This is a genomic window from Curvibacter soli, assembly GCF_029211125.1.
GTDB lineage: Bacteria > Pseudomonadota > Gammaproteobacteria > Burkholderiales > Burkholderiaceae_C > Curvibacter_A > Curvibacter_A soli.
On record NZ_JARGEN010000003.1, the window covers coordinates 1 to 24,597 of the forward strand.

General features: G+C 67.6%; 24 protein-coding genes and 1 pseudogene. 16 read left to right on the forward strand and 9 right to left on the reverse strand.

What is annotated here, in order from left to right:
* Positions 1–319 precede the first annotated feature (319 nt).
* From rplI to rpsF, 4 genes are read right to left on the reverse strand one after another with little or no spacing between them, the layout of a single operon-like run.
* Positions 320–772 (reverse strand): 50S ribosomal protein L9, encoded by a 453-nt coding sequence (gene rplI, locus PY257_RS00480; RefSeq protein ID WP_275737670.1) that lies wholly within the window; start codon positions 770–772, stop codon positions 320–322.
* 10 nt (positions 773–782) lie between these two features.
* Positions 783–1,064: a 30S ribosomal protein S18 gene (gene rpsR, locus PY257_RS00485; protein WP_011794373.1), complete on the reverse strand. Its 282-nt coding sequence runs from the start codon at positions 1,062–1,064 to the stop codon at positions 783–785.
* A gap of 20 nt (positions 1,065–1,084) precedes the next feature.
* Positions 1,085–1,387, reverse strand: coding sequence for a primosomal replication protein N (gene priB, locus PY257_RS00490; protein ID WP_275737681.1), 303 nt, complete (start codon positions 1,385–1,387; stop codon positions 1,085–1,087).
* Positions 1,388–1,421: 34 nt separating this feature from the next.
* Positions 1,422–1,799, reverse strand: a complete 378-nt coding sequence (rpsF, locus tag PY257_RS00495; protein WP_275737683.1) for a 30S ribosomal protein S6 — start codon at positions 1,797–1,799, stop codon at positions 1,422–1,424.
* Positions 1,800–2,038: 239 nt separating this feature from the next.
* On the opposite strand from rpsF, the gene grpE reads away from it, so the two are divergent.
* The 16 genes from grpE (at position 2,039) to accD (ending at position 19,605) form a co-directional block, all read left to right on the forward strand.
* Positions 2,039–2,584, forward strand: a complete 546-nt coding sequence (grpE, locus tag PY257_RS00500) for a nucleotide exchange factor GrpE (protein WP_275737685.1) — start codon at positions 2,039–2,041, stop codon at positions 2,582–2,584.
* A 96-nt stretch (positions 2,585–2,680) separates the two neighbouring features.
* Positions 2,681–4,636 carry a molecular chaperone DnaK gene (dnaK, locus tag PY257_RS00505; RefSeq protein WP_275737687.1) on the forward strand — a complete coding sequence of 652 codons (1,956 nt, stop codon included), beginning with the start codon at positions 2,681–2,683 and terminating at the stop codon, positions 4,634–4,636.
* Between the two features lie 87 nt (positions 4,637–4,723).
* Positions 4,724–5,863 carry a molecular chaperone DnaJ gene (dnaJ, locus tag PY257_RS00510; RefSeq protein WP_275737689.1) on the forward strand — a complete coding sequence of 380 codons (1,140 nt, stop codon included), beginning with the start codon at positions 4,724–4,726 and terminating at the stop codon, positions 5,861–5,863.
* Positions 5,864–6,143: 280 nt separating this feature from the next.
* On the forward strand, positions 6,144–7,115 hold the full coding sequence (locus PY257_RS00515; RefSeq protein ID WP_275737691.1) for a LysR substrate-binding domain-containing protein: 972 nt from the start codon (positions 6,144–6,146) through the stop codon (positions 7,113–7,115).
* 36 nt (positions 7,116–7,151) lie between these two features.
* Entirely contained in the window at positions 7,152–8,573 is a 1,422-nt protein-coding gene (leuC, locus tag PY257_RS00520; protein ID WP_275737693.1) for a 3-isopropylmalate dehydratase large subunit, read from the forward strand.
* Between the two features lie 28 nt (positions 8,574–8,601).
* Positions 8,602–8,730: an entericidin A/B family lipoprotein gene (locus PY257_RS00525; protein ID WP_275737695.1), complete on the forward strand. Its 129-nt coding sequence runs from the start codon at positions 8,602–8,604 to the stop codon at positions 8,728–8,730.
* A gap of 6 nt (positions 8,731–8,736) precedes the next feature.
* Positions 8,737–9,387 (forward strand): 3-isopropylmalate dehydratase small subunit, encoded by a 651-nt coding sequence (gene leuD / locus PY257_RS00530; RefSeq protein WP_275737697.1) that lies wholly within the window; start codon positions 8,737–8,739, stop codon positions 9,385–9,387.
* Between the two features lie 72 nt (positions 9,388–9,459).
* Positions 9,460–10,563: a 3-isopropylmalate dehydrogenase gene (gene leuB / locus PY257_RS00535; RefSeq protein WP_275737699.1), complete on the forward strand. Its 1,104-nt coding sequence runs from the start codon at positions 9,460–9,462 to the stop codon at positions 10,561–10,563.
* A gap of 91 nt (positions 10,564–10,654) precedes the next feature.
* The gene (gene asd, locus PY257_RS00540; RefSeq protein WP_275737701.1) at positions 10,655–11,794 is read left to right on the forward strand and encodes an aspartate-semialdehyde dehydrogenase; all 1,140 of its coding nucleotides are present in this window, start codon (positions 10,655–10,657) and stop codon (positions 11,792–11,794) included.
* 291 nt (positions 11,795–12,085) lie between these two features.
* Positions 12,086–14,716: a motility hub landmark protein FimV gene (locus PY257_RS00545; protein WP_345799229.1), complete on the forward strand. Its 2,631-nt coding sequence runs from the start codon at positions 12,086–12,088 to the stop codon at positions 14,714–14,716.
* A 78-nt stretch (positions 14,717–14,794) separates the two neighbouring features.
* On the forward strand, positions 14,795–15,595 hold the full coding sequence (gene truA / locus PY257_RS00550) for a tRNA pseudouridine(38-40) synthase TruA (RefSeq protein ID WP_275737706.1): 801 nt from the start codon (positions 14,795–14,797) through the stop codon (positions 15,593–15,595).
* A complete protein-coding gene (locus PY257_RS00555; RefSeq protein WP_419095633.1) occupies positions 15,583–16,407 on the forward strand; it encodes a phosphoribosylanthranilate isomerase in 825 nt (274 codons plus the stop codon). The genes truA and PY257_RS00555 overlap by 13 nt, the downstream gene beginning before the upstream one ends.
* On the forward strand, positions 16,385–17,644 hold the full coding sequence (gene trpB, locus PY257_RS00560; protein ID WP_275737710.1) for a tryptophan synthase subunit beta: 1,260 nt from the start codon (positions 16,385–16,387) through the stop codon (positions 17,642–17,644). The genes PY257_RS00555 and trpB overlap by 23 nt, the downstream gene beginning before the upstream one ends.
* Entirely contained in the window at positions 17,641–18,450 is an 810-nt protein-coding gene (trpA, locus tag PY257_RS00565; RefSeq protein WP_275737713.1) for a tryptophan synthase subunit alpha, read from the forward strand. The genes trpB and trpA overlap by 4 nt, the downstream gene beginning before the upstream one ends.
* A 45-nt stretch (positions 18,451–18,495) precedes the next feature.
* Positions 18,496–18,690 carry a hypothetical protein gene (locus tag PY257_RS00570; RefSeq protein ID WP_275737714.1) on the forward strand — a complete coding sequence of 65 codons (195 nt, stop codon included), beginning with the start codon at positions 18,496–18,498 and terminating at the stop codon, positions 18,688–18,690.
* A gap of 39 nt (positions 18,691–18,729) precedes the next feature.
* On the forward strand, positions 18,730–19,605 hold the full coding sequence (accD, locus tag PY257_RS00575; RefSeq protein WP_275737716.1) for an acetyl-CoA carboxylase, carboxyltransferase subunit beta: 876 nt from the start codon (positions 18,730–18,732) through the stop codon (positions 19,603–19,605).
* Between the two features lie 86 nt (positions 19,606–19,691).
* Here the strand turns inward: accD and cydX are convergent, their stop codons facing one another.
* The 5 genes and pseudogenes from cydX to PY257_RS00600 form a co-directional block, all read right to left on the reverse strand.
* Positions 19,692–19,820, reverse strand: coding sequence for a cytochrome bd-I oxidase subunit CydX (gene cydX / locus PY257_RS00580; RefSeq protein WP_275737718.1), 129 nt, complete (start codon positions 19,818–19,820; stop codon positions 19,692–19,694).
* A gap of 32 nt (positions 19,821–19,852) precedes the next feature.
* Positions 19,853–21,007 (reverse strand): cytochrome d ubiquinol oxidase subunit II, encoded by a 1,155-nt coding sequence (gene cydB / locus PY257_RS00585; RefSeq protein ID WP_275737720.1) that lies wholly within the window; start codon positions 21,005–21,007, stop codon positions 19,853–19,855.
* 16 nt (positions 21,008–21,023) lie between these two features.
* A complete protein-coding gene (locus PY257_RS00590) occupies positions 21,024–22,607 on the reverse strand; it encodes a cytochrome ubiquinol oxidase subunit I (protein ID WP_275737722.1) in 1,584 nt (527 codons plus the stop codon).
* A gap of 42 nt (positions 22,608–22,649) precedes the next feature.
* Entirely contained in the window at positions 22,650–24,377 is a 1,728-nt protein-coding gene (locus tag PY257_RS00595) for an ATP-binding cassette domain-containing protein (protein ID WP_275737724.1), read from the reverse strand.
* Positions 24,374–24,597 (reverse strand): annotated as a pseudogene (locus PY257_RS00600) (thiol reductant ABC exporter subunit CydD); the annotation flags it as partial. The gene PY257_RS00595 and the pseudogene PY257_RS00600, both read right to left, overlap by 4 nt.

Below are 24,597 nucleotides of genomic sequence, written 5' to 3' on the forward strand. Positions count from 1 at the left end.
ACACCTTCATCGCACAACCGCCGCATTTACGCCGCCCAAGCCTTGGTCACAAGAGCTTCGCGGTTCCATGCCCACTCGCCCTGCTTGGCAGCGCCTTCTATGCGGTTCTTGTCCATCGGCTCACGATTTACGCTCCACGCTTCCTCCCCACACTCGGTCACCCTCATGCAGTTGCGCTTCACTTCGTTCGCTGTGATCAACTTACGGCGGGACTTGCACCCGCACAGGTGTGCGCCCCCGTGCCGGGCGCACCAAGAAGAAAGCCGCCCGTGGGCGGCTTTCGGCGCAGACCTTGCGGCTCGCGGGGATGCAGCGGCGCTTACGCGGTTTCGCCGTAGACGGACACGGTGACCTCGACCACCACGTCGGTGTGCAGCGCCACGCTCACGGTGGAATCGCTCACCGTCTTGATCGGGCCGCTGGGCAGGCGGATCTGCGACTTCGCAACGGCGAAGCCCTGCTTGTGCAGTTCTTCGGCGATGTCGTGGTTCGTGACGGAGCCGAACAGGCGGCCGTCCACGCCGGCCTTCTGCGTGAGCTTGACGGTCGTGCCGGCGAGCTTCTCGCCTTGGGCCTGGGCTTCGGCCAGCTTGGCGGCGGCGGCCTTTTCGAGTTCGGCGCGCTTGGCCTCGAACTCGGTCTTGGCGGCTGCGGTGGCGCGGCGGGCGCGGCCCGTGGGGATCAGGAAGTTGCGGGCGTAGCCGTCCTTGACCTTGACGATCTCGCCGAGGGTACCCAGGTTGACCACCTTGTCGAGCAGGATAACTTGCATGGCGGGCTCCTTAGATCTTGTGCTGGTCGCTGTACGGGACCAGGGCCAGGAAGCGCGCGCGCTTGATGGCGGTGTTGAGCTGGCGCTGGTAGATGGCACGGGTGCCGGTCAGGCGCGCGGGGATGATCTTGCCGTTCTCGGCGATGAAGTCGCGCAGGGTGTCGACATCCTTGTAGTCGATCTCTTCCACACCGGCGACAGTGAAGCGGCAGAAGCGCTTGCGCTTGAACAGCAGCGACTGGGTATTGCGCTTCGGACGCTTGTCCTTGTTGAATTTCTTGAACGTGGCCATTGTCGGGACCTCTTTGAAAATTAATCTTGTTGAATATCCTGGATATGCAGCACGACATGCTTGCCGTTGCGCGGAGTGGCCAGAAAGCCGCTGAAGATCCACGTGCTGCCGACGGGCTGGCGGGCCAGCCGTTCGGCCATGGCGCCGAAGGCAATCGCCTTCAGGGCCACCTTGACTTCCCGCTCCTGTCCGGCTTCTTGCGCCTTCGATGCATGCTCGATCAGCAGGTCGATGGCGGGCAGGCCGGCCGGGGTATGGCGCAGAGGCTTCGCCTCGGCGATGCAGGCCGTCAGGGTGACGCGGTTTTCAGCGCGGTGGTCCACTCCTTCGCTGTGCGCAATGCAGGGCTCGGGCGGATCAGCGCTCGTTGGCGGCGGCGAACTCGGCCTGGCTGGCCTTGCGGGCCTCCTCGCGCTCGACCGTCTTCATCATCGAGGAGGGGCCCGTATCGGCCTTCTTCCGCTGCACGGTCAGATGGCGCAGCACCGCGTCGTTGAACTTGAACGCATGCTCCAGCTCGGCCATCACGGCCTGGTCGGCCTCGACGTTCAGGCACAGGTAGTGGGCCTTGGCCAGCTTGTTGATCAGGTACGCCAGTTGGCGGCGGCCCCAGTCTTCCACGCGGTGCACCTTGCCGCCGCCGGCGGTGATCATGCCCTTGTAGCGCTCCAGCATGGCCGGAACCTGTTCGCTTTGATCCGGATGGATCAACAAAATGATTTCATAATGACGCATGCAGTACCCCTTGTGATTCCTTGTGGATAAAGCCACCCGCTGCGTCTGAAAAGCGGTGTGGCAAGGCGAAACCAGAAAAATTATAGCAGTCGCACCCGGGGCGCCCTCCGGTCTGGGGTACGGCGGCGGCGATGCCGTGCAAATCAACGTATCCGTGTCTTGAAAAGGGGTTTGTATGCCCCACCTGCTACGCGTCAAGCGTTTTCGTGCAACCCATTTCTCCAACATTTCAGCGAGCCATGTCCGACACTCCCACCACCCCGCCGAACCAGCCCCATGACGCCATGCCCGAGTCGGCGCAGGCCACCACACTGGCCGACGAAGTTGCCCGGCTGCAGAACGAGCTGGCTGCACTGCAGAGCAAAAGCGCCGATCTGGCTGACCAGTACCTGCGCGCCAAGGCCGAGGGCGAGAACGTCCGCCGCCGCGCCGAGGACGACATCGCCAAGGCTCGCAAGTTCAGCGTGGAGAGCTTCGCGGAAAGCCTGCTGCCGGTGGCCGACAGCCTGGAAGCCGCGCTAGCCATCACGGAGGCCACGCCCGAGCAACTGCGCGAAGGCGTCGACGCCACGCTGCGCCAACTCGTTTCGGCGCTGGAGCGCAACAAGGTCATCGCCATCGAGCCCGCCGCCGGCGAGAAGTTCGACCCGCATCGCCATCAGGCCATCAGCGCGATGCCAGCCGCTCAGGAGGCCAACACCGTGGTCGCCGTGCTGCAGAAAGGCTATTCGATCGCCGAGCGCGTGCTGCGCCCCGCGCTGGTCACCGTCGCCGCGCCCCAATAAAAGAAAGCCGCGCGCCTGGCGGCAGCGCCCTTGAAACAGGCCAAGTTATCCACAATTCGTCAACATCTGAATCCACATCTCGCAGGAGTACACAACATGGGAAAAATCATCGGCATCGACCTGGGCACGACCAATAGCTGCGTGGCAATCATGGAGGGCAACAACACGCGCGTGATCGAGAACAGCGAAGGCGCGCGTACCACGCCGTCCATCATCGCCTACCAGGAAGACGGCGAGATCCTCGTCGGCGCTTCGGCCAAGCGCCAGGCTGTGACCAACCCCAAGAACACGCTGTACGCGATCAAACGCCTGATCGGGCGCAAGTTCACCGAGAAAGAAGTGCAAAAGGACATCAACCTGATGCCCTACAAGATCACGGCCGCCGACAATGGCGACGCCTGGGTGGAAGTGCGCGGCAAAAAAATCTCGCCCCAGCAGGTCAGCGCCGAGATCCTGCGCAAGATGAAAAAGACCGCAGAAGACTATCTGGGCGAGCCCGTCACCGAGGCCGTCATCACTGTGCCGGCCTACTTCAATGACGCCCAGCGCCAAGCCACCAAGGACGCCGGCCGCATCGCCGGCCTGGAAGTCAAGCGCATCATCAACGAACCCACCGCAGCTGCGCTGGCCTTTGGCCTGGACAAGCAGACCAAGGGCGACCGCAAGATCGCCGTCTATGACCTGGGCGGCGGCACGTTCGACATCTCCATCATCGAGATCGCCGACGTCGATGGCGAAAAGCAGTTCGAAGTGCTGTCAACCAACGGCGACACCTTCCTCGGTGGTGAAGACTTCGACCAGCGCATCATCGACTACATCATTACCGAGTTCAAGAAAGAGCAAGGCGTCGATCTGTCCAGGGACGTGCTGTCCCTGCAGCGCCTGAAGGAAGCCGCTGAAAAGGCCAAGATCGAGCTGTCCAACAGCGCGCAGACCGACATCAACCTGCCCTACATCACGGCCGATGCCTCGGGCCCGAAGCACCTGAACATCAAGCTCTCGCGCGCCAAACTCGAAGCCCTGGTGGAAGAGCTCATCGAGCGCACCATCGCCCCCTGCCGCACAGCCATCAAGGACGCGGGCGTCAGCGTGTCCGACATCAATGACGTGATCCTGGTCGGCGGCATGACCCGCATGCCCAAGGTGCAGGACAAGGTCAAGGAGTTCTTTGGCAAGGAGCCCCGCAAGGACGTGAACCCCGACGAAGCCGTGGCCGTGGGTGCCGCCATCCAGGGCCAGGTGCTCTCGGGCGACCGCAAGGACGTGCTGCTGCTGGACGTGACGCCTTTGAGCCTGGGCATCGAGACGCTGGGCGGCGTGATGACCAAGATGATCGCCAAGAACACCACCATCCCGACCAAGTTCGCGCAGACCTTCTCGACTGCGGAGGACAACCAGCCGGCGGTCACCATCAAGGTGTTCCAGGGCGAGCGCGAACTGGCCAGCGCCAACAAGCTGCTGGGCGAATTCAACCTGGAAGGCATTGCCCCAGCGTCCCGCGGTACGCCGCAGATCGAGGTGAGCTTCGACATCGACGCCAACGGCATCCTGCATGTGGGAGCCAAGGACAAGGGCACGGGCAAGGAAAACAAGATCACCATCAAGGCCAATTCGGGCCTGTCCGAGGACGAGATCCAGAAGATGGTGAAGGACGCCGAGCTCAATGCAGCCGATGACAAGAAGAAGCTCGAACTCGTGCAGGCCCGCAACCAGGGCGAAGCCATGGTGCACAGCGTGCGCAAGAGCCTGTCCGAGCATGGCGACAAGCTCGACGCGGGCGAGAAGGACAAGATCGAGGCGGCCGCCAAGGCGCTCGAGGAAAGCCTGAAAGGCGAAGACAAGGCCGATATCGAGGCCAAGACCACCGCACTCATGACCGCCAGCCAAAAGCTCGGCGAAAAGATGTACGCCGACACCCAGGCCGCCGAAGCCGCTGCCCAGGCCGCCGCTGCGGGCGCAGGGGCTGGCCCGCAGTCGACGGCGTCATCCGCCGCCCCGCCGGCGGATGACAACGTGGTCGACGCCGAGGTGAAGGAAGTCAAGAAAGGCTGACACACAGCACCGGGGCTTGCCTCCCGCCGCGCCTGAACCCTGGGGTGGTCGGCGCGGCGTTCCTGTTCCATCAAGGCTCACAAGACCATGGCGAAAAGAGATTACTACGAGGTTCTGGGTGTCGCGAAGAACGCGTCGGATGACGACATCCGCAAGGCGTACCGCAAGCTCGCGATGAAGCATCACCCGGACCGCAACCAGGGCAATGCCGCCAAGCATTCGGAAGAGAAGTTCAAGGAGGCCAAGGAAGCCTACGAAATGCTGTCCGACGCCCAGAAGCGTGCCGCCTACGACCAGTACGGCCATGCCGGCGTGGACCCCAACATGCGCGGCCCCGGCGGCGCAGGCGCCGAGGGCTTCGGCGGCTTCGCCGAGGCGTTCGGCGACATCTTCGGCGACATGTTCGGTCAGGCCCGGGGGGGGCGCGCCGGCGGGCGGCAGGTCTACCGCGGCAACGACCTCAGCTACGCCATGGAGATCACGCTGGAGGAAGCCGCGCGCGGCAAGGACGCGCAGATCCGCATCCCAACCTGGGACACCTGCGAGACCTGCCACGGCAGCGGCGCCAAGCCCGGCACCAAGCCCATCACCTGCACCACCTGCAGCGGCTCGGGCAATGTGCAGATGCGCCAGGGCTTCTTCAGCGTGCAGCAGACCTGCCCGCAGTGCCGCGGCACGGGCAAGATCATCCCCGAGCCCTGCACCGCCTGCCACGGCCAGGGCCGCATCAAGCGCCAGAAGACGCTGGAGGTGAAGATCCCCGCGGGCATCGACGACGGCATGCGCATCCGCAGCGTGGGCAACGGCGAGCCCGGTACCAACGGTGGCCCGTCGGGCGACCTGTACATCGAGATCCGCGTGAAGAAGCACGACATCTTCGAGCGCGATGGCGACGACCTGCACTGCCAGGTGCCGGTGAGCTTCATCACCGCCGCGCTGGGCGGCGAGATCGAGGTGCCCACGCTGGCGGGCAAGGCTGCCATCGACATCCCCGAAGGCACGCAGGCCGGCAAGCAGTTCCGCCTGCGCGGCAAGGGCATCAAGGGCATACGCTCCAGCTATCCGGGCGACCTGTACTGCCACATCCTGGTCGAAACGCCGGTCAAGCTCACCGAGCACCAGCGCAAGCTGCTGCGCGAGCTGGAGGATTCGCTCAAGAAGGGTGGCGCCAAGCATTCGCCGAGTGCCGACAGTTGGACGGACCGGCTCAAGAGCTTCTTCAGCTAGTGTTCGATGCTTGGCGGCACCAATAAAAGCGATGCGTCTTGGCGCAGGGCAAGGCGCAAACCACAGCGATAGCCGTCGCTAGCGCGAGGATTTGCAACGCCGCCATGCGCCAAAAGGCGCGCTTTCCCGCCCCTCGAACGGCCTGCCTGTGCGCAGGCCGTTTTCTTGCATCCGGTATTCCCGCACAAGCAGCATACCCATCGTGAACAGAGATGGCCATGACCTATCTTCTGCGTAAAAATGCGCAACCCGTCTCCAGGCGATACGGCAAGTTGCCCCCATGAAAAACTCCGAGCGCAGTTTTGCCCGCCGCATCGACCTCACGTCGCTGCAGCTTTTCGTCGCCGTCGGCGAACTCGGCAGCATCGGGCGTGCCGCCGAGCGCGAGTTCATTGCCGCCTCGGCCATCAGCAAGCGCCTGGCAGAGCTGGAAGCCGCCGTCGATACGTCCCTGCTCTACCGCCATAGCCGCGGCGTGACACTCACGCCCGCGGGCGAAAGTCTGCTGCACCATGCGCGCACGGTGCTGTTCGGGCTGGAGAAGATGCAGGGCGAACTCAGCGAATACGCCGACGGCGTGCGCGGCCATGTGCGCGTCCACGCCAACATCTCGGCCATCGTCGAGTTCCTGCCCGAGGACCTGGGCGCCTTCGTGCGCGCGTATGGGCAGGTCAAGATCGATCTCGAAGAGCACCTGAGCGCCGACGTGCTGGCTGCCGTGCACGAGGGCGCGGCCGACGTCGGCATCTGCCACGTCGGCGCCGAGCAGGCCGTGCTGCGCGGGCTGGCCAGCCGTGCCTACCGCTGCGACCGGCTGGTGCTGGTGGTGCCGCAGCAGCACGCGCTGGCGGCGCGCGAATCCATCGCGTTCGCAGATGCGCTCGACTGCGACATCGTCGGCCTGCACGCGGGCAGCAGCATCGGCCTGGCGATGCAAAAGGCCGCGCTGCGCATCGGCAAGCCGCTCAAGCTGCGCATCCAGGTCACGGGGCTCGACGCCATGTGCCGCATGATCGACAACGGCCTGGGCGTCGGGCTGCTGCCCGACCGCGCGTTCGCGCTCATGCATGGCGTGGGCCGCTTGCAGGCCGTCGCCCTGCGCGACGCATGGGCGCAGCGCGAGCTGCGCATCGTGGCGCGCGACTTCGGCGCGCTGCCCGTCACCGCGCGCATGCTCGTCGAGCATCTGGCGCCCGGCGAAGCCGACGCGCATTCCGCGCCCGCCGCCGCCCGCGCGCAGGCCAGCACCTAAAATCCAACCACCCACGAAAGAGAGAAGAGACATCCCATGGGACGCACCCTGTACGACAAGATCTGGGACGAGCACGTCGTCCACACCGAGGAGGACGGCACCGCCATCCTCTACATCGACCGCCACCTGGTCCACGAAGTGACCAGCCCGCAGGCGTTCGAGGGCCTGCGCGAGGCGGGCCGCAAGGTCTGGCGCGTCAGCTCCATCGTCGCCACCGCCGACCACAACACGCCCACCACGGGCTGGGAACGCGGCTACGCCGGCATCACCGACCCGATCAGCAAGGAGCAGGTCACCACGCTGGACAAGAACATCGCCGAGGTCGGCGCGGCGGCGTTCTTCCCGTTCCTCAGCAAGCGCCAGGGTATCGTGCATGTGATCGGCCCCGAGAACGGCGCCACGCTGCCGGGCATGACGGTGGTCTGCGGCGACAGCCACACCAGCACGCACGGCGCGTTCGGCGCGCTGGCGCACGGCATCGGCACCAGCGAGGTCGAGCACGTGATGGCCACGCAGACGCTGCTGGCCAAGAAGGCAAAAAACCTGCTCGTGAAGGTGGAAGGCCGCACGGCGCACGGCGTGACGGCCAAGGACATCGTGCTGGCCATCATCGGCAGGATCGGCACTGCCGGCGGCACAGGCTATACCATCGAGTTCGCGGGCTCGGCCATCCGTGCGCTCAGCGTGGAAGGCCGCATGACGGTCTGCAACATGGCCATCGAGGCCGGTGCGCGCGCCGGGATGGTGGCCGTGGACGACAAGACCATCGAATACGTCAGGGGCCGTCCGCTGTCGCCCACAGGCGTGGAGTGGGACCAGGCCGTGGCCTACTGGAAGACGCTGCATTCCGACGCCGATGCAAAGTTCGACAGCGTGGTCGAGCTGGACGCCTCGCAGATCGTGCCGCAGGTCACCTGGGGCACCTCGCCCGAAATGGTGCTGGGCATCGATGCGCGCGTACCCGATCCCGACCAGGAAAAGGACGCCGCCAGGCGCGGTGCCATCGAGCGGGCGCTGACCTACATGAACCTCGAACCCGGCAAGCCGCTGGGCGACATCTTCGTGGACAAGGTGTTCATAGGCTCGTGCACCAACAGCCGCATCGAGGACATGCGCGAGGCCGCCGCCGTGGTGAAGAAACTGGGCCAGAAGGTGGCGCGCAACGTGAAGCTCGCCTTGGTGGTGCCCGGCTCCGGGCTGGTGAAGGAGCAGGCCGAGCGCGAGGGCCTGCACGAGATATTCAAGGCCGCGGGCTTCGAGTGGCGCGAGCCCGGCTGCTCCATGTGCCTGGCCATGAACGCCGACCGGCTGGAGCCCGGCGAGCGCTGCGCCTCCACCAGCAACCGCAACTTCGAGGGACGGCAGGGCGCGGGCGGGCGCACGCACCTGGTCAGCCCTGCCATGGCCGCCGCCGCCGCGGTGCATGGCCATTTCGTCGACATCCGCCAGTTCGCCTGAAATCCACCTCCAGAAAGGACTCCTTGCCATGAAGAAAACCGCCGCATTCGCCGCCTGCCTGATGCTGTTCGCGCTGGCGGGCTGCAACACCGTCAAGGGCGTGGGCCAGGACGTGCAGAAGGCCGGCTCGGCGATCGAGAACGCGGCCAGGAAGTAACCCGCCATGCAGAAATTCACCGTACACAAGGGCCTCGTGGCCCCGATGGACCGCGAGAACGTCGATACCGACGCCATCATCCCCAAGCAGTTCCTCAAGTCGATCAAGAAGACCGGCTTCGGCGTCAACCTGTTCGACGAGTGGCGCTACCTGGACCACGGCGAGCCCGGCCAGGACCCGGCCAGCCGCAAGCCCAACCCGGACTTCGTGCTGAACCAGCCGCGCTACCAGGGTGCCTCCATCCTGCTGGCGCGCAAGAACTTCGGCTGCGGCTCCAGCCGCGAGCACGCGCCCTGGGCGCTGGACCAGTTCGGCTTTCGCGCCATCATCGCGCCCAGCTTTGCCGACATCTTCTTCAACAACAGCTTCAAGAACGGGCTGCTGCCCATCCAATTGCCCGAGGCCGTGGTGGGGCAGCTATTCGACGAGGTGCGAGCCTTCCCCGGCTACCAGCTCACCATCGACCTGGAGCGCCAGGTGATCGTCAAGCCGCAGGGCGAGGAAGTGCCATTCGAGGTCAACGCCTTCCGCCGCTACTGTCTGCTGGGCGGCTTCGACGACATCGGCCTGACCCTGCGTCACAAGGAGAAAATCCAGGCGTTCGAGGCCGAGCGCCTGGCGCGCAAGCCCTGGCTCGCGCACACGATGGTCGGCTGATTCTTCATAGTCAAAATGCGCTCCAGCGCTTATAAAACCTGCGCAAGCAGCTATTAAAAAATGAGCAAAACCATGAAAATCGCCGTTCTGCCCGGAGACGGCATCGGCACCGAGATCGTCGCGGAAGCGGTGAAAGTGCTGCACGCGCTCGACCTGGACTTCGAGATGGAGACCGCCCTGGTCGGCGGCGCCGCCTACGAGGCGTTTGGCCATCCGCTGCCCGAAGCCACGCTGAAGCTCGCGCAGGAAGCCGACGCCGTGCTGTTCGGCGCCGTGGGCGACTGGAAGTTCGACCAGCTAGAGCGGCACCTGCGCCCCGAGCAGGCCATCCTGGGCCTGCGCAAGAGCCTGGGGCTGTTCGCCAACTTCCGCCCCGCGATCTGCTACGAGCAACTCGTGGGTGCGTCGAGCCTCAAGCCCGAACTGGTGGCGGGCCTGGACATCCTCATCATCCGCGAGCTGACCGGCGACATCTATTTTGGCCAGCCGCGCGGCCGCCGCACGGCGGTGGACGGGCATTTCCCCGGCGCCGAGGAGGCCTTCGACACCATGCGCTACAGCCGCCCCGAGATCGAGCGCATCGCCCATGTCGCCTTCCAGGCCGCGCGCCAGCGCAGCAAGAAAGTCACCAGCGTGGACAAGGCCAACGTGCTGGAGACCTTCCAGTTCTGGAAGGACGTGGTGACCGAGGTACACCAGCAATACCCGGACGTGGAACTGGAGCACATGTACGTGGACAACGCCGCCATGCAGCTCGTGAAGGCGCCCAAGAAGTTCGACGTCGTGGTCACGGGCAACATGTTCGGCGACATCCTCTCCGACGAGGCGTCGATGCTCACCGGCTCCATCGGCATGCTGCCCTCGGCCAGCCTGAACGCGAAGAACCAGGGCCTGTACGAACCCAGCCACGGCAGCGCACCCGACATCGCGGGCCAGGGCGTGGCCAATCCTTTGGCTACAATCCTGTCTGCTGCCATGATGCTCCGCTTCTCCCTCCAACAGCCCGAAGCCGCCGACCGTATCGAGTCCGCGGTGCAGTCGGTGCTGGCGCAAGGGCTGCGCACGACGGACATCTTCGCACCCGGCACCACCAAGGTCGGCACCATGGAAATGGGCGACGCCGTCGTGGCCGCATTGGGTGCGCAGCAGGCCATTACCACGACGATTAAAGGCTGACACAGCCTGGTTCGTCGCGCCCGTTCCCCGGCCGAGACGAGCCGGGGAAGCAGAAATCCACCATCGATTCTTCTGAAAGGGCAAACGCAAAATGAGCAAGGCAGGCAATCTGGTAGGTCTCGTCGGCTGGCGCGGCATGGTCGGCTCGGTCCTCGTGGACCGCATGCAGACCGAGGGCGACTTCGGCCTGATAGAGCCGGTGTTCTTCTCCACCTCCAACGCCGGCGGCAAGGCGCCCGCACAGGCCAGGAACGAAACCACGCTGCGCGACGCGTACGACGTGGAGGCGCTCAAGCGCTGCGACATCATCGTCACCGCCCAGGGCGGCGACTACACCATCGAGGTGTTCCCCAGGCTGCGCGCGGCGGGCTGGAAGGGCCACTGGATCGACGCGGCCTCCACGCTGCGCATGAAGGACGACGCCATCATCGTGCTCGACCCGGTGAACATGCCGGTGATCAAGAACGCGCTCGCCAAGGGCGGCCGCAACTGGATCGGCGGCAACTGCACCGTGAGCTGCATGCTCATGGGCGTGGGCGCCCTCTACAAGGCGGGCCTGGTGGAGTGGATGACCTCTATGACCTACCAGGCCGCATCGGGCGGCGGCGCGCAACACATGCGCGAGCTGCTGACGCAGTTCGGCACGCTCAACGCCGAGGTGAAGGCGCTGCTCGACGACCCGAAGAGCGCCATCCTGGAGATCGACCGCAAGGTGCTGGCGCGCCAGCAGGCTATGCATGCCGACGAGACCGCCAACTTCGGCGTGCCGCTGGGCGGATCGCTGATCCCCTGGATCGACAAGGACCTCGGCAACGGCATCAGCCGCGAGGAATGGAAAGGCGGCGCCGAAACCAACAAGATCCTGGGTCAGGGCGCGGCCTTCGGCACCGCCGAGACCCCGGTCGATGGCTTCTGCGTGCGCGTGGGCGCCATGCGCTGCCATAGCCAGGCGCTGACCTTCAAGCTCAAAAAGGACGTGCCCGTGGCCGACATCGAGGCCATGATCGCCACCGACAACGACTGGGTGAAGGTGGTGCCGAACGACCGCGAGTCCACGCTCCGGCACCTGACGCCCGTGGCCGTTACCGGCACGCTGGGCATCCCGGTCGGGCGCATCCGCAAGCTGGCGATGGGCCCCGATTACGTCGGCGCCTTCACCATCGGCGACCAGCTCCTCTGGGGCGCCGCCGAGCCGCTGCGCCGCATGCTGCGCATCCTGCTCGATGCCTGAGATTTGTAACCAGAAAATTCAAGTGCTCGCAACGGCCAGCCTGCATGCTGGCCGTTGTCGTTTGGCAACAAAACACCATCGCCATCGACCCCACACACAGGGGGCGCAATACGGAGTGAATCCTTAGCTTGTCAGCCCAAGGCATTGCTGCTATGGTGCTTTTTCCCATTCCCTTGCCCTGCAGCGGGAGTGCATGCGTACAAACCAAGTTACCTCTCGACACGGGCAACCAGTCACATTCGTCTGATGGCAACAATGCATCGTTGGAAATATTCTGTTCTGGCCGCTGCCGTGGCATCTCTGGGGCTGTATGCCACCGACGCCTCGGCGCTCGCACTGGGCCGGCTCACGGTGCAGTCAGCCTTGGGCGAACCGCTCCGCGCCGAGATCGAACTGCCCGAACTCAACCCCGAGGACGCCGACAGCCTGCGCACCGTGGTGGCCTCCCCCGAGGTCTACCGCACCCAGGGCGTGGAATATGCGCCCGCGCTCAACAACGTGCGCATGCAGCTCGAACGCAGCCCCGGGGGCCGCTTCGTGCTGCGCCTCTCCAGCGACCGCCCGATCAACGACCCGTTCGTCGATCTGCTGCTCGAAGCCAACTGGGCGTCGGGCCGCATCGTGCGCAACTACACGATGCTGTTCGACCCGCCTTCGATGCGCCAGCCGCAGAACACGGCGGTCACGGCCCCGCAGATCACGCCGGTGCCCACCCCCCCGCCCAGCGCTCCAGCCGCGGCCACGCTGCCGCCGCCCGCGGTGGTCGAGCGCCCCGCGGCCGCAGCGCCGCGCCCCCCGGCGACGGCCAGTGCGCCAGCAACGCCCGCCGCCGATGAACAGGTGACGGTCAAGCCCGGTGATACGCTGGGCCGCATCGCTGCCGCCCACAAGCCCGCCGACGTGTCACTGGACCAGATGCTCGTGGCCCTGCAGCGCTCCAATCCGGACGCCTTCATCAGGGGCAACATCAACCGCATCAAGGCCGGCTCCGTGCTTTCCGTGCCCGACGCAGCCCAGGCCCAGGCAACGCCCGCATCCGAAGCGCGCCGCATCGTGGCGGCGCAAAGCCACGATTTCAACGAATTCCGCCGCCGGCTGGCAAATGCCGCACCGCGTGCGCAGGTCGCCGCCGCGGAACGCAGCGCAAGCGGTTCGGTGCAGGCGCAGGTCGCCGAGCAGAAGCCGTCCGCCGCGACACCCGACAAGCTCACCCTCTCCAAGGGTGCAGTGCAAAGCGGCGCCGCCGCGGACCGCATCGCCAAGGACAAGCAGGCCAGCGACACCTCCGCACGCATTGCCGAACTGTCCAAGAACATCAACGACCTCAACAAGCTGGGCGCCGCGTCGCCCGCACCCGCGCCTGCTGCTGCGGCCCCTGCACCTTCCGCGCCGGCATCCACGACTCCGGCACCCGCAGCTTCCGCCGCACCAGCCAGCCCCGGCGTGGCCGCGCCGCAGCCAGCCGCAGCGGCACCGGCACCCGCTGCCGCGCCGGCAGCCCCGGCTACCGTGCCTGTGCCGCCTCCCGCGCCGGCCCCTGCACCCGCTGCGCCTTCGCCCGCACCGGTGCCCAAGCCAGTTCCCCGTCCTCCCGCACCCGCGCCAGCCCCCGCGCCGAGCTTCATCGACACCCTCCTGGAAGACCCCATGATTCCGCTGGGCGCCGGGTTGCTGGTGCTGCTGGGCATCGGCTACGGCGCATTCCGCCTCGTCAAGCGCAAGCGCACGGCCAGCAACGTTGACAGCTCCTTTCTCGAAAGCCGCTTGCAGCCCGACTCGTTCTTCGGTGCCAGCGGCGGCCAGCGCGTGGATACCAACAACGAGTCCACCACCGGCGGTTCGTCCCTGGCCTATTCGCCAAGCCAGCTCGACGCGGGCGGCGATGTAGACCCGGTGGCCGAGGCCGATGTGTACCTGGCCTATGGCCGCGATCTTCAGGCCGAGGAAATCCTCAAGGAAGCCCTGCGCAGCAACCCTGCGCGCCTGGCCATCCACGCCAAGCTCGCCGAGATCTACAGCAAGCGCCAGGATCGCCGCGCCTTGGAAGCCATTGCCATGGAAGCCCGCAAGCTCACCCAGGGCCAAGGCCCCGAGTGGGATCGCATCAGCCACCTGGGGCGCGAACTCGAGCCCGGCAATGCCATGTACCAATCCGGTGGCGCAGCCGGCAGCGCATCGACAGCCCCCGCAGCCGCAGGCGGCGCCTTTGGCGTGGCCATTGCCGCCGCACCCACGCCGCCCGCGATGCCGCCTGAGCTGGACCTCGATCTCGACCTCGATCTGGACATGCCACCCGATCTGCCCGACGGCATTCCCCTGCCCACACTGACTCCCGCAGTCGCCCCACTTGCCCCTCCGCCTGCCGCTCCGGCCCCTGCAGCCATAGCGCCACCGCCACCCGTGGCGCCCAAGCGGCCTGCCGCCCCTCCACCGGCAGCGCCCGCCCCGACATTCAGGCAGGTTTCCGCGCCGGCACCGCTGGCCACCGAGCCGCTGGAGTTGGGCACGATCGACGTATCCGCCCCGGTGCCGCTCGAATCCCCGGGCATGGACCTGAACTTCCATATCGACGACTTCGATTCGATGCCCGCCCCCCCTGAACCGCCCCGCGCGGCCAAGCCGGCGGCACCCGCACCGAGCCCGTCCGACTCCGGCATGATCGAATTCGACCTCAACTCGCTGTCGCTGGACCTGGGGCCGGCGCATGGCGCCAGCACAGCCACAGCGACGGACACAATGTCAGACACCGCGACCATCGAGTCCGCTCCGTCCGACCCGCTCTCCACCAAGCTCGCGCTGGCGGAAGAGTTCAACGCCATCGGCGATGCGGATGGCGCGCGTGCGCTGGTGGAAGAAGTCATCGCCGAAGCCAGCGGCGATCTGCGCAGCCGCGCGCAGCACATGCTCGCAACGCTGGGTTGAAGCCGCGCCGGTGCCGCGCCCCGAATGGGCGGCGCGGCTCTTGAATCTGGAAACGGGTGCGACAGGGTCTGCTTCCCCATGAGAATGGCACTCGGCCTCAGCTACAACGGCCAAGCCTACAGCGGCTGGCAAAGCCAGCCCTCGGGCCGCACGGTACAGGACCGGCTGGAAGCGGCACTGCAGCAGTTCTCCACGCAACGCATCGCCACTGCATGCGCGGGCCGCACCGATGCGGGCGTGCATGGGTTGATGCAGGTGGTGCATTTCGACACCGGCCTGCGGCGCGCGCCGTTTTCGTGGGTGCGCGGCACCAATGCCTTCCTGCCCGCCGACATTGCGGTCCAGTGGGCCCAAGGCGTGCCCGATGCCTTCCATGCACGGGCCAGCGCCACCGGGCGCCGCTATGCGTATGTGCTGCTCGAATCGCCCGTGCGGCCCAGCGTGGAAGCCGGGCGCGTGGGCTGGATCTTCCATGCGCTGAACGGAGATGCAATGCGCGCCGGCGCCGCGCACCTGCTCGGGCAACACGACTTCACATCGTTTCGCGCCGCTGCGTGCCAGGCCCCCTCGCCCATCAAGACACTGCGGCAGCTTGCCATCACGAGGCGCGGCGCGGCGGCACCGGGCACGGCCTACTGGCGCTTCGACTTCGAGGCCGACGCCTTCCTGCATCACATGATCCGCAACATCATGGGCTGCCTCGTGGCGGTGGGCCAAGGCCAATATCCGCCGCAGTGGATGCACGATGTGCTTGCCGCGCATTCGCGCGACGCGGCGGCGCCCACGTTCTCGCCCGACGGGCTGTACTTCCTGGGCCCCGTCTACGGCGCGCAATGGGGCCTGCCCACGCGCACCGCTGCGTATGATTGGCTGCCATGAGCCAGGCCCCCACGCTCCCCGCTTCACGTGGTTTGCCGCCCCCGGAGGAGGCCCAGCCCGCCTTGGGGTGGCCTGGCGGCGGGCGGCCCGCAACCCGCACCCGCATCAAGATCTGCGGCCTCACGCGCGAGCAGGACGTGGACGCCGCCGTAGCCGCGGGAGCCGATGCCGTGGGCTTCGTGCTCTACCCGCAAAGCCCGCGCTGCGTGGCGCCGGCCCGCGCCGCGCAACTGGCGGCGCGGCTGCCGCCTTTCGTCACGCCCGTGCTGCTGGTGGTCAATGCTTCCGCTGCGGAAATAATAGCTGCATGCGCAGGCATACCAAGCGCCACCGTGCAATTTCATGGTGACGAAACATCGGCGGATTGCCTGGCGGCCACGGAAGGCGGCAGGCGCCCGTTCCTGCGCGCGGCGCGCATTCCGCTGGGCGCGGGGGCCGGCAAATTCGACCTCGTACAATACGCGCACGATTTCTCCGCCGCCCAGGCCATCCTGCTCGACGCCCATGTCGAAGGCTACGGCGGCGGCGGCAAGGCTTTCAATTGGTCACTTCTTCCTCCAAGCGTCGACTCTCACCTCGTTTTGTCTGGTGGACTCACGCCTGCAAACGTGGCCGATGGCATTCGGCAGGTATGGCCACGCTGCAAATCGCTGGCCGTTGACGTGAGTTCCGGCGTTGAGGCCGTTGCTGCCGGAGGGGAATCCCTCAAGGGCATCAAGGACGCCGGCAAGATCCACCGCTTCGTCGCCGCCGTGCGCGCCGCCGATGCCCTGCTTGTGAGTCCCAACGATGCTTTCCTACCAGCAACCTGATGCAGCCGGCCACTTCGGCCCCTACGGCGGCAGTTTCGTTTCCGAGACGCTGACCCACGCCATCGAAGAACTGCGCGAAGCCTACTCGCGCTACAAGCACGACCCGGAGTTCCTGGCCGAATTCCATTACGAGCTCAAGCACTTCGTGGGCCGCCCCTCGCCCGTGTACCACGCAGCGCGCACCAGCCGCGAGATGGGCGGCGCGCAGATCTACCTCAAGCGCGAGGACCTCAACCACACCGGTGCCCACAAGATCAACAACGTGATCGGCCAGGCCATGCTCGCGCGCCGCATGGGCAAGCCGCGCGTGATCGCCGAAACCGGCGCCGGCCAGCACGGCGTGGCCACAGCCACCATCTGCGCGCGCTACGGCCTCGAATGCGTGGTCTACATGGGCGCCGAGGACGTCAAGCGCCAGAGCCCCAACGTCTACCGCATGCACCTGCTCGGCGCCCGGGTGGTACCGGTGGAGTCGGGCAGCAGGACGCTGAAAGACGCGCTCAACGAAGCCATGCGCGACTGGGTGACGAACGTGGAGAACACCTTCTACATCATCGGCACCGTGGCCGGCCCGCACCCCTACCCCGCGATGGTGCGCGACTTCCAGAGCGTGATCGGCAAGGAATGCCTGGTGCAGATGCCCGAGTTCCTGCACGGCGGCCAGCCCGACGCGGTGGTGGCCTGCGTGGGCGGCGGCAGCAACGCCATGGGCATCTTTCACCCCTACATCGCGCATGAGAACACACGCCTGATCGGCGTGGAAGCCGCCGGCAAGGGGCTCGACAGCGGCAAGCATTCGGCCTCGCTGGAGCGCGGCAGCCCCGGCGTGCTGCACGGCAACCGGACCTACATCCTGCAGGACGACCACGGCCAGATCACCGAGACGCACAGCATCAGCGCCGGCCTGGACTACCCCGGCGTGGGCCCTGAGCATGCGTTTTTGAAGGACATCGGCCGCGCCGAGTACGTGGGCATCACCGACGACGAGGCGCTGGTGGCCTTCCACTACCTGTGCCGCACCGAGGGCATCATCCCCGCGCTCGAATCCAGCCATGCCGTGGCCTACGCGATGAAGCTGGCGCGCACCATGCGGCCCGACCAGTCCATCCTGGTCAACCTCTCGGGCCGCGGCGACAAGGACATCGGCACCGTGGCCGACCTCTCGGGCGTGGATTTCTACGACCGCCCCTCCGAGCGCGGCCTGGCCGTCAAGGGCGGCAAGGAGGCGCAGGCATGAGCCGCATCACGCAAACGCTGGAGACGCTCAAGGCCCAGGGCCGCAAGGCGCTGATCCCCTACGTGATGGCCGGCTTCCCGCAGGTCGACGCCACCCCCGGGGTCCTGCATGCCATGGTGGATGCAGGCGCCGACATCATCGAGCTGGGCGTGCCGTTCTCCGACCCCATGGCCGACGGCCCCGTGATCCAGAAGGCCGGCGAACACGCGCTGGCCAACGGCATCGGCACCGCCGAAGTGCTGGCCATGGTGCGCGCCTTCCGCGCGCGCGACGCCGCCACGCCCGTGGTGCTGATGGGCTACGCCAACCCGGTGGAACGCTACGACCAGGGCCACGGCACGGACGCATTCGTGCGCGATGCTGCCGCGGCGGGCGTGGACGGCGTGCTCATCGTCGACTACCCGCCCGAGGAATGCGCGGCATTCGCTGCCACGCTGAAAACCCACGGGCTGGACCTGATCTTCCTGCTCGCCCCCACCAGCACCGACGCGCGCATCGCCCAGGTGGCGCGGCTGGCCAGCGGCTACGTCTACTACGTCTCGCTCAAGGGCGTGACCGGCGCCGGCCACCTGGACACCGCTGCGGTGGAGCAGATGCTGCCGCGCATCCGCGCCCACGTGCACATTCCCGTGGGCGTGGGCTTCGGCATCCGCGACGCAGCCACCGCCACCGCCGTGGGCCGCGTGGCCGACGCAGTGGTGATAGGCAGCCGCATCATCGAGCTGATCGAGAAAGCCCCCCCCGGCCAGGCCGCGCAGGCCGCCGGCGCGTTCCTCCTGGGCATCCGGCAGGCGCTGGACGCATAATCCTGGAAACAGCAGTTGACCGCTTCGTATCCCTTGCCAGGCCGCATGCAATCGAGCGTTCACGGCTTCGATGGGGTTCGCCTCGTGGGTGAGAGCGCTATGCACCTGCCAGCACCGCGCTCGGCGCGCCATGCGGCGTTGCTCCTCCTTGCGGGCACCAAGCCCGCCGCGTCGTCGCGCCTTGCCTGGCACCCCGATCACGGCACCGGCAGGCGCATCCAACTGCCGTTTCCAGGATAATCCCAACCCGCTCTTTTCCCTCACCGAGGAACACAGACCATGTCCTGGCTCGAAAAACTGCTTCCGCCCAAGATCCAGCAGACCGATCCCACCGAGCGCCGCCAGGTGCCCGAGGGTCTGTGGATCAAGTGCCCGAGCTGCGAAACCGTGCTCTACAAGACCGACCTGGAGCAGAACCAGAACGTCTGCCCGAGCTGCGGCCACCACCACCGCATCGGCGCGCGGGCGCGTCTGAACGTGTTCCTCGATGCCGAGGGCCGCTACGAGATCGGCCAGGAAGTGCTGCCGGTGGACGCGCTCAAGTTCAAGGACAGCCGCAAATATCCCGAGCGCCTGAAAGAGGCGCTCGAGGCCACCGGCGAAACCGACGCCCTCGTGGTCATGGGCGGCGCGGTCTGCAGCATCAACGTGGTGGCGGCCTGCTTCGAGTTCGACTTCATGGGCGGCAGCATGGGCAGCGTGGTGGGCGAGCGCTTCGTGCGCGGCGTCGAAACCGCCATCGAGCAGAAGGTGCCGTTCATCTGCTTCACCGCCACTGGCGGCGCACGCATGCAGGAAGGGCTGCTGTCGCTGATGCAGATGGCCAAGACCAACGCCGCACTGACGCGGCTGGCCAAGAAGGGCCTGCCCTACATCAGCGTGCTAACCGACCCGACCATGGGCGGCGTGTCCGCCGGCTTCGCCTTCGTGGGCGACGTGGTGATCGCCGAGCCCAAGGCGCTGATCGGCTTCGCCGGCCCGCGGGTCATCGAATCCACCGTGCGCGTGACCCTGCCCGAGGGCTTCCAGCGCGCCGAATTCCTGCTGCAGAAGGGCGCCATCGACCTCATCTGCGACCGGCGCGAACTGCGCAAGACCGTTGCCAATGCGCTGGCGATGCTGCAGCGCCAGCCCGCCGACGCGGTGGACGGCTGACCGCAGCCTGCCAGCACGGCGCTCGCACAATGCAACGCCGCGCTTCCCGCAGGGGAAGGCGCGGCGTTGGCGTTTTTGTCGAACCCTCAGGCGCGCGGCACCTTGCCGTGCTTTCTATGCGCGGCATCGTCCTCCATGAGTTCGAACCACATCGCGTTGAGCACCGCGAAAGCCGCGGCAAGCGGCAGGCCGAGAAGCCAGGCGAAATACCACATGGTCGTTTCCTTTCCTTGGATTGCAGCGGCGGTCAGTAGGCGTGCTTGCTCGCGTCGGTGACACCCGCTTCCGTCACCTTGCCGCGCAGCACGTAGTACACCCAGCTCGTATAGGCCAGGATGATCGGCACGAAGATCACCGCGCACACCAGCATGATGAAGAGCGTCATGTGGCTCGACGAGGCGTCCCACACCGTCAGGCTGGCCCTGGGATCCGCCGACGAAGGCAGCAGGAACGGGAAGATGGCGAAGCCCACGGTCAGGATGATGCCGGCGATCGACAGTCCGCTGGCCAACAGCGCGGCGAGCGGCTTGCGCGCGCGCAGCAGCGCGAAGGCCAGCAGCGCGCCCGCGAAGCCCAGCGCCGGCGCGGCAATGGTCCAGGGCCGCAGCGCATAGTTGTCCAGCCAGGCGCCGTGCGCCGTGGCGACAGTCTTGCCCAGCGGGTTCGACGGGCCGGTGGCGCTCAGGGCGCTGGTGACCTGGTAGCCGTCGACGAACTGCCACAGCCCCAGGCCGCCCAGCGCGAACAGCGCGATGGTGGCCAGCGCCGCCGCGCTGGCGAAGCCGCGCGCGCGCACGGCCACCATGCCGTCGGCCTTGAATGCCAGCCAGGCCCCGCCATGCATCACCAGCATCGCCACCGACACCAGCCCGCACAGCAGCGCATACGGGTTGAGCAGGCCGAAGAACGTGCCGTCGTAGAAGATGCGCAGGTCGCCGTCGAGCCGGAACGGCACGCCCCGCAGCACGTTGCCGATGGCCACGCCGAAGATCAGCGCCGGCACGAAGCCGCCGACGAACAGCGCCCAGTCCCAAGCCGAGCGCCAGCGCGGGTCTTCGCGCTTGCTGCGGTATTTGAAGCCCACGGGCCGCAGAATCAGCGCGAACAGGATCGCGAACATGGCCAGGTAGAAGCCCGAGAATGACACCGCGTACAGCGGCGGCCAGGCCGCGAAGATGGCACCGCCGCCCAGGATCAGCCAGACCTGATTGCCCTCCCAGACCGGGCCGATGGTGTTGATGGCCACGCGCCTTTCGACGTCGGTGCGGGCCACGAAAGGCAGCAGCGTGCCCACGCCGAGGTCAAAACCGTCGGTCACGGCAAAGCCGATCAGCAGCACGCCCAGCAGCAGCCACCAGATGACGCGCAGCACGTCGTAGGAAATGAGTTCGTGAAGAATCATGGCAGGCTCCTGATGTTCATTCAGCGGCGACGAGGGGCGAGTTCGGGGCCACGAGCGTGGCCGGCGGCTCGCGGTCGGGCTCGGGGCCCTTGCGGATGCCGCGCAGCATCAGCCCCATCTCGATGACGAAGAGCACGGTGTAGAGCAGCGCGAAGCCCAGGATGGTGAGCAGCAGCGTGCCCGCGCCCAGGTTGGAGACGGCGGCGGCGGTAGGCAGCACGCCCTCGATGATCCACGGCTGGCGACCGAACTCGGCCACGAACCAGCCCAGCTCGGCGGCGATCCAGGGCAGCGGGATGGCGTACACCGCGATCTTCAGCAGCCAGCGCCGGCGGTCCAGCGTGCGCCGCGCCGACAGCACGAAGAAGGTCGCCATGATGGCGATCAGGAAGAGGCCGATGGCCACCATCACGCGAAACGACCAGAACAGCGGCGCCACGCCCGGCACGGTGTCCCATGCGGCGCGCTCGATCTGCTCGGGCGTGGCCTGGCGCGGATCGTCCACATAGCGCTTGAGCAACAGCGCGTAGCCCAGTTGGTGGCCCACGTCGTCGAACGACCGGCGCGCGTCGGGCGGGATGGCCGCTGTGCTGCCCGTGGCGCGGATCTTCTGCAGCGCGTCGTAGGCGGCGATGCCTTCGCGGATGCGCGCCTTGGCGTTTTCCACGAGCTGGTTGATGCCGGGGATCTCGGTGGTCAGCGAACGCGTGCCGATCAGGCCCATGACGATGGGCACGTGCACGGCGAAGTGCGTCTCGCGCGCCTGCTGGTCGGGGAAGCCGAACGCGGTGAAGGCTGCAGGCGCGGGCTCGGTGTTCCACATGGCCTCGATGGAGGCGAGCTTCATCTTCTGGTGCTCGGTGGAGAGGTAGCCGCTCTCGTCGCCCAGCACCACCACCGACAGCGCCGAAGCCAGGCCGAACGACGCGGCCACCGTCATCGAGCGCTTGGCCAGATCGATGTGGCGCCCCTTGAGCAGGTACCACGCCGACACGCCCAGCACGAACATGGACGCCGTCACGTAGCCGGCGGACACCGTGTGCACGAACTTCGCCTGCGCCACGGGGTTGAACAGCACCGCGCCGAAGTCGGTCACCTCCATGCGCATCGTCTGCGGATTGAACGCCGAACCCACGGGGTTCTGCATCCAGCCGTTGGCGATCAGGATCCACAGCGCGGAGAAGTTGGAGCCGATGGCCACGGCCCAGGCCGTTGCCAGGTGCCCCACCCGGGAGAGCTTGTCCCAGCCGAAGAAGAACAGCCCCACGAACGTGGCTTCGAGGAAGAAGGCCATGAGCCCCTCGATGGCCAGCGGCGCGCCGAAGATGTCGCCCACGTAGTGGCTGTAGTAGCTCCAGTTCATGCCGAACTGGAACTCCATCACCAGCCCCGTGGCCACACCCAGCACGAAGTTGATGCCGAACAGCGCGCCCCAGAACTTGGTCATCTGGCGCCAGATGGGGCGGCCCGTCATCACGTAGACCGTCTCCATGATCGCCACGACGATGGACAGCCCCAGCGTCAGCGGCACGAACAGGAAGTGGTAGAGCGCCGTCATCGCAAACTGCAATCGCGATAACGCAACGATGTCGAGGTCCATGGTGGGGTTCCTTTGGCTGGCGTTCTTCGTTCAGTTTCAGTATCAGTCTGGCCGCAGCGCATCGAGCATCGCCGCGTGCTCCGGCTCGCCGCGCCGCGCCTGCGCCACGATGCGGCCCTGCCGCATGACCAGCAGCCGGTCGGCCAGTTCGGCCTCGCGCCGCAGGTGCGTGGCCATGAGGATCGCCGGTTGCGCGCCCGCCTGCGCGCCGATCTGGCAGGCCGCCAGCCGCGCCAGCACGTCGCGCGCGGTGGCCGCGTCCAGGCCGTCGGTGGGTTCGTCGAGCAGCCAGAGCGGCGCACGGCGCAGCAGCAGCCGCGCCAGCGCCAGCCGCCGCGCCTGCCCGCCCGACAGGCCCTGCCCGCCTTCGCCCAACGGCGTGTCGAGCTGCCGCGGCAGCGCCCGCACGTCGTCGGCCAGGCCGGCCTGGGCCAGCACCTGCCACAGGCGCGCGTCGCCCGCCTGCGGGTCGGCCAGCCGCAGGTTGTCGCGCAGACTGGCCTGGAAAAGCTCGGTGCGCTGCGTCAACAGGCAGTGCGGCAGCGCGCGCGCCGTGCCGTGGAACAGCACGGCCTCGCCCGCGACCAGCGCCAGCAGCGTGGACTTGCCGGCGCCGCTGGGGCCGACCACCGCCACACGCTCGCCCGCACACACGCTCAGCCACAGGCCGTGTACCAGCGGGCCGCTGGCGGCGTCGGGGCCGGCGCTCGCATCTTCGCATTCGAGCGCCATGCCGGCCTCGGGCGTCGCCTCGGCGTCGGGGGCGCGCGCCGCCGCATCCTGCAGGCGCGGCCCCAGGCGCCGGGCGGCCAGCAGCGTGCGGCCCAGCTCCAGCGCGCCGCGGCGCAGCGCCGCGAAAGGCTCGGTGGCGGCCAGCACGGCCAGCACCGCGAAAGCCGCCAGCGGCGCGCCCACCGTGCCGCCCTCGGCCAGCCAGCCGGCGGCCAGCAGCGTGGCGGCCAGCGCCGCTGCGCCCGCCATGCCCTGCCATGCGCCCACCAGGGCGTCGGCGCGGTTGAGTGCGTCGTCCGCCAAGGCCATGCGCCGGTCGGCGTCGGCCAGCGCCGCGCGCTGCGCCGCCAGCCGGCCGGCCATGGCCAGCTCCGTCTGGCCGGCCACCAGGTCGATGCAGCGCGCGCGCAGCGCCTCCAGCGCCCAGGCCCGGCGCCGTGCCGGCGCCCGGCTGCGGCGCGCCACCCAGACCAGCAGCAGCGCGCTGGCGGCCACGAACCATGCGGCCACGGCCCCGCCCAGCGCGGGATGCAGCCCCCAGCCCAGCGCCAGCCCCACGGCCAGCGCCGCGAGCGCCGCCACGACGGCGGGCAGCAGCAGGCGCAGGTACAGCGCGTCCAGCGCGTCGATGTCCGCCGTCAGGCGAAACAGCAGGCGCGCGGGCCGCGCCACGAGGTAGCGCGCCGCCTGCGGCGCGGCCCAGCCACGGAACAGCCGCTCGCGCAGCGCGGCCAGCACGCGCAGCGTCGCGTCGTGCGTGACCAGCCGCTCGCCGTAGCGCGTGCCCGTGCGCAGCAGCGCCAGCAGGCGGATGGCCGCGCCGGGCACGAACACGTCGAACGCCAGCACCGCCGACGCCGACGCGCCAGCCAGCGCGGTGGCCGTGATGAACCAGCCCGACAGCCCCAACAGCGCCACGCCGGCCAGCACCGCCAGCACGGCCAGCACGATGCCCAGCACCAGCAGCCGGCGCGGGCCGGCCCAGAACAGCGCCAGCACGGGGCGCAGCGTCTGCCAGGGCGAGCGCAGCGGCGTCATGTGCGCGCCTCCTCTTCCCGCGGCGGCACGGCGGGGGCTGCGGAGCACAGCAGCGCCGTGTTGAGCGTGACGGTGCGATCCATCTGCGCGGCCAACAGCGGGTCGTGGGTGGCGACGACCAGCGTGCGGCCCTGCGCGGCCAGCGCGAGCAGGCCCTGGCGCACGTCGTGCGCGGTTTCGGCGTCCAGGTGCCCCGTGGGCTCGTCGGCCAGCAGCAGCG